Raw genomic sequence first — 11197 nt, forward strand, 5'->3', positions numbered from 1 at the left:
CCCGACGCACGCGGAGCACGAAAAACGACGGCGTCCTCCTCCGGAACGGGTCCGGGGGAGGGCGCTGTCGAGGTCTCTACGCGCGACCGGTGACTCTAACCGGGTCGAACGGCCGCGTAGAACGGCATCGAGCCCACCGGTGCGTAGGTCACGTTCTTGCCCGGCCGCGGGGCGTGCACGATCTGCCCGCCGCCGACGTAGATGCCCACGTGCGAGTTGTCCGGGTAGTAGAACACCAGGTCGCCCGGCTGGAGCGCGTCCTTGGAGATCCGCGGACCGTCGTTGACCTGGGTCCAGGTGGTCCGGGTCAGGCTGACGTTCGCGGCCTTCCACGATGCCTGGGTCAGCCCGGAGCAGTCGTAGGAGTCGGGGCCCACGGCCCGGGGCGAATACGGCTTGCCGATCTGGGACTTCGCGAACGCGACCGCGGCCGCGGCCCGGCCGGACACGGGGACATTGGTCGCCGGCGGCGGCGTGTCCGGCTTGTCCCGCGAACTGCGGTCGTTGCCGGTCCGCGTCGTGTCCGCGTTGCCTGCGTTGCCCGTATTGCCCACGTGCTCGTCGGAGTCGAGCACTTCCTTCTTCTGCTGTTCGGTGAGCGTGTTCAGCAGCCGCTGGGCCTCGGCGAGCTTGGCCTGGATCTCGGTCTTGTTCTTGTTCAGCTCGGTCCGCAGCTTCTCCAGCTCGGCCAGCTGTGCAGAGGCCTCGGTGCGGTCCTGCTGGAGAACCCGGGCCTGCGCCGCGATCTGCTTCAGCTTGGCGGCCTGCTGACCGTCGAGCTGGGACATCATCTGCGACTTCTGCAGGAAGCCCTCGGGGTCGCCGCTGAGCGCCAGCGACAACGACGGCGGCAGGCCGCCGCTGCGGTACTGGTTCGCCGCCAGGACACCGATCTGATCACGCAGAGCGTTCAGAGCGGTTTGTTCCTCGGTGATCCGGGCCTGCGTCTGGTTCGCGGTGCCCTGCTGCTTGGTGATCTGCTCCTCGACGCCATTGGCGGCGTCGGTGGCCTTGATCACGTCACTGTGCAGCCGGTTGACGCGTTCCTTGGTCTGCTGGAACGACTGCGCGGGATCCGCGCTCGCGGTGCCGGCGAAGGTCATCACGCCGGTCATCGTCGCGGCGGCCGTGACCACGGTCGCTGCGGTACGCACGGCGGTGCGCGGCTTGGGCTTGCGGTGCTGCCCGGGTCGACGTTGGGACGCCACTGGTGGCGAGTCTCCTTCCTCGGCCGCCTACCGGGTTAGCTGACGGGTTCGGGCGGAAGAAGGCGCCCTACGGTGCCGAGGCACCGATTCACCCCAGGGACTGCGAGGGTCCCCGGTTCCGGCTTCCCATCACAATGACGGTGGTCACCCACCGTCACCGAAATGCGTCCCCGAATTCGGCGGTGGCGATCGTGTCGACCGGGTGGCCGACGTCGAGCCGATCGCCTGTCGCAGAACACTAGTCACAGGAGTGTCACGGCCATCACCACCAACCTTCGCATTGCCAAATCTTTACCAAATTCGCCGTTTCCTTCTCCGTGTATCTCGGGATAAGCGCGCGGATTCCCGAAAGTCGATCTTGGGACGATTTGGCGACTGTTGATCACGTATAACCCGCCGGAGAGTCATCGACCCGTGCCGGCTAGGCTGCCGGGCAACATTCGCGGCATCCCGGTGCCGCGCGACGGTCGACGAGGAGTTGTACGACGTGGACGTTCTGCGGCAGATCCTGCTGGTCCTGCACATCGTGGGCATCGCGTCCCTGCTCGGCGGCTTCCTCACCCAGATGTCCGCGCTGCGCACCGGCGACGGGCGGATCGTGCCCGCGATGACGCACGGCGCGCTGACCATGCTGGTTACCGGCCTGGCCCTGGTCGGCGTGGTCCAGGCCGGTCCGGACAAGGACGTGGACAACGCCAAGATCGGCACCAAGCTGGTCATTCTGCTGGCCATCCTGCTGCTGGTCTGGGGCAACCGCGCCGCGGACCGGGTGTCCTCCAAGGTGCTCGGCGCGATCGGCCTGCTGACCGTGGCGAACATCGCCATCGCGGTCATGTGGACCTGAGACCCCGCCGACACCGACTCCGCCCACCGCCGGCACGAGCCGAACCGCCTGGGCGAGCGACGCAGGTCGGCGGTCCGAGCGACGCCGCACCCGGTACACACGACGGCGCCCTCCACGCGGAATGAATCCGCGGGAGGGCGCCGTCGAGGTTTTTCGGGCGACCGGTGGATTTACCCGGGTCGAATCGCCGCGTAGAACGGCATCGAGTCGAGCGGCGCCTCGGTCACGGTCTTGCCGGGACGCGGGGCGTGGATGATCTTGCCGCCGCCGATGTAGAGGCCCACGTGCCGGTTGTCCGAGTAGAAGAACACCAGGTCGCCCGGCTGGAGCGAACCCTTCGCGACGCGCGGACCGTCGTTGACCTGGGTCCAGGTGGTCCGGGACAGCCTGACGCCCGCGGCCTTCCACGACGCCTGGGTCAGCCCCGAGCAGTCGTAGGAGCTGGGCCCCTCGGCGCCCGACACGTACGCCTTGCCGATCTGGGCCCGCGCGAACGCGATCGCGGCCGCGGCCCGACCGGACGCGGGGATGTTGGTCGCCGGCGGCGTCTCCGCCTTGTCCCGCGAGCTGCGGTCGTTGCCCCGCGTGGTGTCGCCCTCGTGCTCGTCCGAGTCGAGGACTGCCTTCTTCTGCTGTTCGGTGAGCGTGTTCAGCAGCCGCTGGGCCTCGGCGAGCTTGGCCTGGATCTCGGTCTTGTTCTTGTTCAGCTCGGTCCGCAGCTTCTCCAGCTCGGCCAGCTGCGAGGAGGCCTCGGTGCGGTCCTGCTGGAGAACCCGGGCCTGCGCCGCGATCTGCTTCAGCTTGGCGGCCTGCTGACCGTCGAGCTGGGACATCATCTGCGACTTCTGCAGGTAACCCTCGGGGTCGCCGCTGAGCGCCAGCGACAACGACGGCGGCAGGCCGCCGCTGCGGTACTGGTTCGCCGCCAGGACACCGATCTGATCACGCAGAGCGTTCAGCGCGATCTGTTCCTCGGTGACGCGAGCCTGCGTCTGATTCGCGGTGACCTGCTTCTTTTCCAGCTGATCCTCGACGCCGTTGGCGACGTCGGTCACCTTGACCACGTCACTGTGCAGCTGGTTGACCTGCTGCTTGACCTGCTCGAAGGATGCGGCGGGATCCGCGCTCGCGGTGCCGGCAAAGGTCATCACGCCGGTCATCGTCGCGGCGGCCGTCACTACGGTCGCTGCGGTACGCACGGCGGTGCGCGGCTTGGGCTTGCGGTGCTGCCCGGGTCGACGTTGGGACGCCACTGGTGGCGAGTCTCCTTCCTCGGCCGCCTACCGGGTTAGCTGACGGGTTCGGGCGGAAGAAGGCGCCCTACGGTGCCGAGGCACCGATTCACCCCAGGGACTGCAAGGGTCCCCGGTTCCGGCTTCGCATCGTCGACGATGGTTACCCACCGTCACCTGAACGCGTCCCCGAATTCGGCGGAGGTGATCGTGTCGACCGGGTGGCCGACGTCGAGCCGATCGCCTGTCGCAGAACACTAGTCACAGGCGTGTCAGGACCATCATCATCAGCCACCGCATTGCCAAAACTTTACCAAAATCACCGTTTCCTTCTCCGTGTATCTCGGGAAAAGCGCGCGGATTCCGGAAAGTCCATTGTGATCAATTTTTCTGATGATTGTCCTGATATGACCTGTCCAAGTAGTCCCGGACAAGAACACGGACAACGCCAGGATCGACGCCAACCGGTCATTCTGCTAACGGGTGTCGACCACCCGGAACACCTCGGCCATCCGTCCCGCGCCCAGGCCGAACCGCTCGGCATTGCGGGTGAGCATCGTCGTGACCTCCGCACGCAGCCCGGTCAGATGGCTCGTCTGACTCGCGTGCGACAGCAGGGCCGCCATCTTGCGCTCGAACACCGCGCTCACCTCGACCGCGTGGTCCGGCGCCGGTGTCGGCGACAACCACGTCTCCGGCACGGTCCACTCCTTCAGCCCCTCCACGTCCAGCAGCTCGGGGTGCGCGAACGGGTTCCGGGCGTCCGGATAGATCGCCCGCATCGCCGCCTCGCCCGCCTCCAGGTGATCCGGATGACTGGGCGCGAGCCGGGCCCAGTCCCGCTCCGGGCTCGGGATCACCATGCGCTGCGGGCGCACCTGCCGGATCACCCGGGTGATGTCGCGCCGCAGCTCGAAGGTCGCCGCCAGCCGCCCGTCCGGGTAGCCGAGCCAGTACAGCTGCCGCACCCCCACGTGCGCCGCCGCCGCGCTCTGCTCGGCCCGCCGGATCCCGCCGATCTCGGATCGCGGCACCGCCGGGTCGAAGCCGCCCGCGTCCCCGTCGGTGACCAGGCAATAGCTCACCTCGATGCCGGCCTCGGTCCAGGTCGCCACCGTCCCCGCCGCCCCGTAGTCGATGTCGTCCGGATGCGCGGCCAGCACCAGGACCCGCTCCACGTCGCGATCGTCCAGCACGATGTACTCCCTTGGTCCGATCGATCCGACGGCGGGAAAACCCGTCGCCGGCGCAATGATCTCCGCTCCGTACAAAGGGCCGAGCACGACTCGCTTGTTACCCACCTAGACTCGGGGAACGATGAGCAGCCTCTTCGACGACATCCCCCTGCCCGGTTTCGAGACCGCGGCCAAGAAGTCCCCCACGAGCCCCGCGGACGACATCCCGCTACCGCCCGAGCCGGACGACAACCACGTGTACGGCCTGCCGGAGGACTATCCGGACGACCTGTACGAGGGGCAGTACGCGCCGCCCCCCGAGCCGCGCGACGCCTACTACCGCAACGGCGCCCCGCGCCCGGTCGTGGATCCGGCGCGGCTGCTCGACGGGATGAACCCGCAACAACGCGCCGCGGTCGTGCACGAAGGGTCCCCGCTGCTCATCGTGGCCGGCGCGGGCTCGGGCAAGACCCGCGTGCTGACCCACCGGATCGCCCACCTGCTCGCGGCCCGCGGTGCGCATCCCGGCGAGATCCTGGCGATCACCTTTACCAACAAGGCCGCCGCCGAGATGCGCGAACGGGTCGAGGCGTTGGTCGGCCCGCGTACCAAGGCCATGTGGGTGTCCACGTTCCACTCGGCGTGCGTGCGCATCCTGCGGCAGCAGTACAAGAAGCTCGGCATGAGCTCGTCGTTCTCGATCTACGACTCGGCCGATCAGCAGCGGCTGATGGCGATGGTCTGTCGCGACCTCGACCTGGACCCGAAGAAGTTCCCGCCGCGCAAGTTCAACGCGCAGGTCTCCAACCTCAAGAACGAGCTGATCGATCACGAGGACTTCGCCGCGAAGGCGATCAACGAGACCGAGCGCATACTGGCGCAGGCGTACACGATGTACCAGGAGCGGCTGCGCCAGGCCAACGCCCTGGACTTCGACGACCTGATCATGACCACGGTGCACCTGCTCCAGGCGTTCCCCGACGTCGCGGAGCACTACCGGCGGCGCTTTCGGCACGTGTTGGTCGACGAGTACCAGGACACCAACCACGCGCAGTACATGCTCGTCCGCGAACTGGTCGGCGGCGCGGCGGGCAGCGGTCCGCGGCGCACGATCGACGGCGACCTGGTCAACCCGGCCGAGGCCGGTCTCGCCGAGATCGAACCCGCCGAGTTGTGCGTGGTGGGTGACGCGGACCAGTCGATCTACGCGTTCCGCGGCGCGACCATCCGCAACATCCTCGACTTCGAGGCCGACTACCCGAACGCCAAGACCATCCTGCTGGAGCAGAACTACCGCTCCACGCAGACCATCCTGAGCGCGGCCAACGCGGTGATCGAGCGCAACAGCAACCGGCGCGCGAAGAACCTGTGGACGGACGCCGGCGCGGGCACCCCGATCGTCGGCTACGTCGCGGACGACGAGCACGACGAGGCCCAGTTCGTCGCGGACGAGGTGGACCGGCTCACCGACGCGGGCAAGACCAAGCCGGGGCAGGTCGCGGTGTTCTACCGGACCAACGCCCAGTCCCGAGTGTTCGAGGAAGTCTTCATCCGGGTCGGGCTGCCGTACAAGGTCGTCGGCGGCGTGCGCTTCTACGAGCGCCGCGAGGTCCGCGACGTGCTCGCCTACCTGCGACTGCTGGCCAACCCGGACGACACGGTCTCGCTGCGACGGATCCTGAACGTGCCCAAGCGCGGCATCGGCGATCGGGCCGAGGCGTGCCTGGACGTGCTCGCCGCCCGCGACCGGATCCCGTTCGCCCAGGCGCTGCGTCGCGCGGAGGACGCGCCGGGCCTGGCCAAGCGTTCCGCCAACGCGGTCAAGGGCTTCGTCCAGCTGTTGGACGACCTCACCGCGGTCGTGGACGGCGGCGCGGGTCCGGCCACCGTGCTGGAGGCGATCCTGGAACAGACCGGCTACCTGGCCGAGTTGCAGGCGTCCAGCGATCCGCAGGACGAGACCCGGATCGAGAACCTCCAGGAACTCGCGGCGGTCGCGCTGGAGTTCGAACAGGCCCAGGCCCAGGAGGGCGGTGGCGGCACGCTGGCCGACTTCCTGGAGCGGGTCTCCCTGGTGGCGGACTCCGACCAGATCCCCACCGACGGCGACGACGGCGGTGTGGTCACGTTGATGACCCTGCACACCGCCAAGGGCCTGGAGTTCCCCACGGTGTTCCTGACCGGCCTGGAGGACGGCGTCTTCCCGCACATGCGCTCGCTGGGCGACGCGAAGGAGCTGGAGGAGGAGCGCCGGCTCGCCTACGTCGGCATCACCCGCGCCCGTGAGCGGCTCTACGTCACGCTCGCGAAGATGCGCAGCGCGTGGGGCGCGCCGTCGTACAACCCGCCGTCGCGCTTCCTGGGCGAGTTGCCCGAGAAGCTGGTCGACTGGCGCGGCACGTCCCCGTCGGCGGCCAAGGCGCTGTCCGCGACCAAGTCGACCGTCGGCTCGCGCGGCGGCTTCGGCAAGGGCGCGCAGATCAAGGAACGGCCGATCGTCGCGCTGTCCCCCGGCGACCGGGTCACCCACGACAAGTTCGGCCTGGGCACGGTGGTCTCCACGGCCGAGACCGGCGACAAGGCCAAGGCCACGATCGACTTCGGCGCCGGCGGCGAGAAGACCCTGCTGCTGCGTTACGCGCCGGTGCAGAAGTTGTAGCGACGAGACCCCGTCGAATGTGCGTGCGGGCCGGGCCGAGTGAATCGGCCCGGCCCGCACGCACATCCGGTCGGCACGCAACCGGGCCTGCCCGGTCCGGCGGATCCCGACGGCCCACGCCCCGGCACCACCGGACCGGTGAATACGGCTAGGCGGTGATCTGGATCTCGTAGGGCGCCGACTCCACGCCGGATGCCGAGACCACGCACAGCTCCACCCGGCCGGGCTCGACGTCGACCGGGACCGGGACGATCACGCACGCGTCGGACGGGTTGGCGAAGCCGGTGTCGGCCGGGATCAGCGGGACGTGTACGTGCACCGCGCCGAACTTGACCACCACCCGCGCGAGCAGGTCCGCCTCGTGCGAGCCGCCCGCGGCGAGGTTGATCCCGCGCACCTCGATGTCGTCGCCCTGGCGGACGGCGGAGTCCAGGTCGCCGCGGGAGCGCACGCGGACCACGGACAGGATCACCGGGCGGTCGTTCTCGGCCAGCTTGCCCGCGAGGTAGGTGACCACCGAGACCACGGCGAGCGCGACCAGCGTGGCCGGGATGTCCGGGAGCCGGTCCGGGTCGCGGGCCAGACCGACCACCACGAAGCCCACCGCGACCAGGTTGACCAGGACGTACTGCGCGTCCACGAAGGAGGCCCGGCCGGCGTCGTCGGTGACCAGGTCGCGCAGCGAGGCCTGGTCGGCGCGCAGCTTCTGCAGCACCCGCCGGCCGACCTTGTCGCCGACGATGCGCCGGACCGCGACCGCGGCCAGCAGGGGCGCGGCCACCAGGGTGATCTGGTCCAGGGCGACGTTGCCGAGTCGATCCAGCAGTCGGTCCCGCTCGCCGTCCCCGGAGGCCGAGGCGAGCCGCATGCCCAGGAAGGCGAAGCAGTACATCAGCGCCACCATCCACAGCGCCGCGACCGCCTTGGAGGTGGACAGGCGGCCGTCCAGGCCGCGTACGGGCGCGAACACGCCACCGCTCGCCCGGGCGGCCCACCCGACCACGCTGAGCGCTCCGGCGACCACCACGGCGGCCACGATCCCGGCGGTGCGCGCGCCGGTCCAACCGGCGCCGATCGCGGTGAGCGCCTGGACCAGGACGAGCACGGCGACCAGGAGCCACAACACGATCAGCGCGCGCCCGCCCAGCACTTGCAGCCACGCCCGCCCCTGGGCCCGGCGTACGGCGGCCAACTCCTGTGCCTTGCCGCGCAGTTCGTCGGAGATCCACTGGCGTGCGCCGCCGTCGGAGTGGGCGACGGCCGAGGGCACGCCCTCCTTGCGGGCCAGGGCCCGCCTCAGCGTCTCGAAATCGGCGACGGTCCTGCGGTATTCCTCCCGGACCACGCAATGACAGTCCGGTCCGTGCACACCGACACCGTGCGCCACTTCGCCACGCCCTCCCCACCACCACATACGAACGAGCTCGTTCAGCGGCACATTGTGCCGCATCCGAGGGGCGTCGCACGGGCCCGGTCGAGGGATCGCACGGTTTGTCGATCGAACACCTGATGCGGCGTCAACCCCGGTGCCGCACAAGGCGTCCCGCCGGCTCCTCGACAGGGTCTCGGCGAACCCCGCGAACGCCGCCGGCCCCCGCCCGGGATCGGGCGGGGGCCGGCGGCGAACACGTGCGGTCCGTCGGTGGGACTACTCCCACTCGATGGTGCCCGGGGGCTTGCTGGTGACGTCCAGCGTGACCCGGTTGATCTCCCGGACCTCGTTGGTGATCCGGTTGGAGATCCGGGCCAGCAGGTCGTAGGGCAGGCGCGACCAGTCGGCCGTCATGGCGTCCTCGGAGGACACCGGGCGCAACACGATCGGGTGGCCGTAGGTGCGGCCGTCACCCTGCACACCCACCGAGCGCACGTCGGCGAGCAGCACGACCGGGCACTGCCAGATCTCCCGGTCCATGCCCGCGCGGGACAACTCCTCACGAGCGATCGCGTCCGCCTCGCGCAGGATCTCCAGCCGGTCGGCGGTGACCTCGCCGATGATCCGGATGCCCAACCCCGGGCCCGGGAACGGCTGGCGCCAGACGATCTCGGACGGCAGGCCCAGTTGCTCGCCGACCGCGCGCACCTCGTCCTTGAACAGCTTGCGCAGCGGCTCGATCAGCTTGAACTGGAGGTCCTCGGGCAGTCCGCCGACGTTGTGGTGCGACTTGATGTTCGCGGTGCCGGTGCCGCCGCCGGACTCCACCACGTCAGGGTACAGCGTGCCCTGGACCAGGAACTCGACCTCTTCGCCGTGCGCGCCGGCCTCGGCGACCACCTCGGCCGCGGCCTGCTCGAACACGCGGATGAACTCGCGCCCGATGATCTTGCGCTTCTCCTCGGGGTCGGTGACCCCGGCGAGCGCGGTCAGGAACCGCTCCTGCGCGTTCACCACCTTCAGCGAGACGCCGGTGGCCGCGACGTAGTCGCGCTCGACCTGCTCGGGCTCGTCCTTGCGCAGCAGACCGTGGTCCACGAACACGCAGGTGAGCTTGTCCCCGACCGCGCGCTGCACCAGCGCCGCGGCGACCGCGGAGTCCACCCCGCCGGACAGACCGCAGATCACGTGCTTGTCGCCGACCTGTTCGCGGATCAGCTCGATCTGCTCCTCGACGATGTTGACCATCGTCCAGTTCGCCGCGAGCCCGGCGCCCACCTTCAGGAAGCGCTCCAGGATCGCCTGGCCGTGCTCGCTGTGCATCACCTCGGGGTGGTACTGCACGCCGTACAGCCGCGCCCGGTCGTTCTCGATCGCGGCGACCGGCGCGCCCGCGCTGGTCGCGGTGACCGCGAAGCCGGCCGGCGCACCGGAGACCGAGTCGCCGTGCGACATCCACACCGACAGGTCGGCGGGCAGCCCGTCGAACAAGGTGCTCGTCGTGCCGGTCACCGTCAGCGGCGTCGCGCCGAACTCGGCGAGACCGGTCTTCTCGACCACGCCGCCCAGACCCTGCGCCATGGCCTGGAAGCCGTAGCAGATGCCGAGCACCGGGACACCGGCCTCGAACAGCGCCGGGTCGATGCTGGGCGCCTCGTCCGCGTACACCGAGGAGGGGCCGCCGGACAGGATGATCGCGGCCGGCCGCTTCGCGAGCATGTCCGCCACGGGCATGCTGTGCGGCACGATCTCGCTGTACACGCGCGCCTCGCGCACCCGGCGGGCGATGAGCTGGGCGTACTGGGCACCGAAGTCGACGACGAGGACGGTCTCGGTGCCGCCCCCGTCCGGGCTGGCAAAGGTCACGAGGGGCCTTCCGGCGAAGCGAAAAAAGGGGTGGATGCCGATTCTACCGGCGCCGCGCGGGTGACCCCGGCTGGTGTCCGCGCCGGCGGGTTCGGCATACTGGCGCCATGTCCTCGTTCGACGTGACGCGCAGCTTTACCTATGGCACCGGGATCCCCGGCGCCACCGTCACCGCCTGAACGAGTACAGCCACAGGCAGACGAAGACGTCTCGGGTCCGGTACCCGGGGCGTCTTCGCGTTTTCCTTCGGCGCCCCGGAGCACGGACCCCCTCCGGAGAGCAGGCCATCGATGGAAGACACCACCACGAACCCGCAGACCCCCGACGACGTGATCGGCGCCGGCCGGGCCCGCATCGACGATCTCGACCGACGGATCATCGCGCTGATCACCGAGCGGGTGGACACCTCCGCGGAGATCCAGCGGGTCCGCGTCGCGTCCGGCGGCGCACGCGTGCAGTTGACCCGCGAGATGGAGGTCATCGCCCGCTACCGCGAGGGGTTGGGCAAGCCCGGGACGACCGTGGCGCTGACGCTTCTGGAACTGTGTCGCGGTCGGGTCCGCCCGCAGGCGTAACCTCACCGCGTCGGCCGTCGTTGTGACTGATGGCCGGCCCGCTTGATGCGCGGGCCGGGCAACGCAAGGCCGCCGACGCGATGAGGCGCGCTCGACCAGTGCGCCGTGGGACCTCGCGTTGGTGTCGTGACCGGGACGCAGGGGACAGCAACCGGTCACAACCCCGCCGGCGGGGGGGGGGGGGGGGGGCCCCCCCCCCCCCCCCCCCCCGCCGGGGCGCCCCCGGGGCGGCCCCCCCCCCCCCCCCCCCCCCCGCCGCTCACTCA

8 protein-coding genes and 2 riboswitches are annotated in these 11197 nt (G+C 69.9%); of the genes, 3 read left to right on the forward strand and 5 right to left on the reverse strand.

The genetic code is table 11. The features are described from left to right. Positions 1-95 precede the first annotated feature (95 nt). The gene (locus ACFZBU_RS22150) at positions 96-1208 is read right to left on the reverse strand and encodes an NlpC/P60 family protein (RefSeq protein ID WP_391585348.1); all 1113 of its coding nucleotides are present in this window, start codon (positions 1206-1208) and stop codon (positions 96-98) included. A 9-nt stretch (positions 1209-1217) separates the two neighbouring features. After that, positions 1218-1400, reverse strand: a riboswitch (cyclic di-AMP (ydaO/yuaA leader). 295 nt (positions 1401-1695) lie between these two features. Here ACFZBU_RS22150 and ACFZBU_RS22155 point away from each other — a divergent pair. Next, a complete protein-coding gene (locus ACFZBU_RS22155; RefSeq protein WP_391585349.1) occupies positions 1696-2052 on the forward strand; it encodes a hypothetical protein in 357 nt (118 codons plus the stop codon). Positions 2053-2222: 170 nt separating this feature from the next. On the opposite strand, the gene ACFZBU_RS22160 is transcribed toward ACFZBU_RS22155, so the two are convergent. Together ACFZBU_RS22160 and ACFZBU_RS22165 are read right to left on the reverse strand one after the other, a co-directional pair. Continuing rightward, complete coding sequence (locus tag ACFZBU_RS22160; RefSeq protein ID WP_391585350.1) at positions 2223-3305, reverse strand: NlpC/P60 family protein; 1083 nt, start codon at positions 3303-3305, stop codon at positions 2223-2225. Between the two features lie 9 nt (positions 3306-3314). After that, positions 3315-3453, reverse strand: a riboswitch (cyclic di-AMP (ydaO/yuaA leader). 307 nt (positions 3454-3760) lie between these two features. After that, the gene (locus tag ACFZBU_RS22165) at positions 3761-4480 is read right to left on the reverse strand and encodes a PIG-L deacetylase family protein (protein ID WP_391585351.1); all 720 of its coding nucleotides are present in this window, start codon (positions 4478-4480) and stop codon (positions 3761-3763) included. Between the two features lie 121 nt (positions 4481-4601). Here ACFZBU_RS22165 and pcrA point away from each other — a divergent pair, with 121 nt between their 5' ends. Next, positions 4602-7118 (forward strand): DNA helicase PcrA, encoded by a 2517-nt coding sequence (pcrA, locus tag ACFZBU_RS22170; protein ID WP_391585352.1) that lies wholly within the window; start codon positions 4602-4604, stop codon positions 7116-7118. A 148-nt stretch (positions 7119-7266) separates the two neighbouring features. Here the strand turns inward: pcrA and ACFZBU_RS22175 are convergent, their stop codons facing one another. Both ACFZBU_RS22175 and guaA read right to left on the reverse strand, forming a co-directional pair. Next, positions 7267-8463 carry a hypothetical protein gene (locus ACFZBU_RS22175; protein WP_391585353.1) on the reverse strand — a complete coding sequence of 399 codons (1197 nt, stop codon included), beginning with the start codon at positions 8461-8463 and terminating at the stop codon, positions 7267-7269. Between the two features lie 303 nt (positions 8464-8766). Beyond that, the gene (guaA, locus tag ACFZBU_RS22180) at positions 8767-10356 is read right to left on the reverse strand and encodes a glutamine-hydrolyzing GMP synthase (RefSeq protein WP_391585354.1); all 1590 of its coding nucleotides are present in this window, start codon (positions 10354-10356) and stop codon (positions 8767-8769) included. Positions 10357-10646: 290 nt separating this feature from the next. Here guaA and ACFZBU_RS22185 point away from each other — a divergent pair, with 290 nt between their 5' ends. Beyond that, positions 10647-10931, forward strand: a complete 285-nt coding sequence (locus tag ACFZBU_RS22185) for a chorismate mutase (protein ID WP_391585355.1) — start codon at positions 10647-10649, stop codon at positions 10929-10931. Positions 10932-11197 lie beyond the last annotated feature (266 nt).

This window comes from Embleya sp. NPDC008237 (genome assembly GCF_042956465.1).
In the GTDB taxonomy this organism is placed as follows: Bacteria; Actinomycetota; Actinomycetes; order Streptomycetales; family Streptomycetaceae; genus Embleya.

Coding starts and splice junctions, on each gene's coding strand:
- ACFZBU_RS22185 (WP_391585355.1), top strand. CDS start 10,647: ATGGAAGACACCACCACGAACCCGCAGACCCCCGACGACGTGATCGGC.
- pcrA (WP_391585352.1), top strand. CDS start 4,602: ATGAGCAGCCTCTTCGACGACATCCCCCTGCCCGGTTTCGAGACCGCG.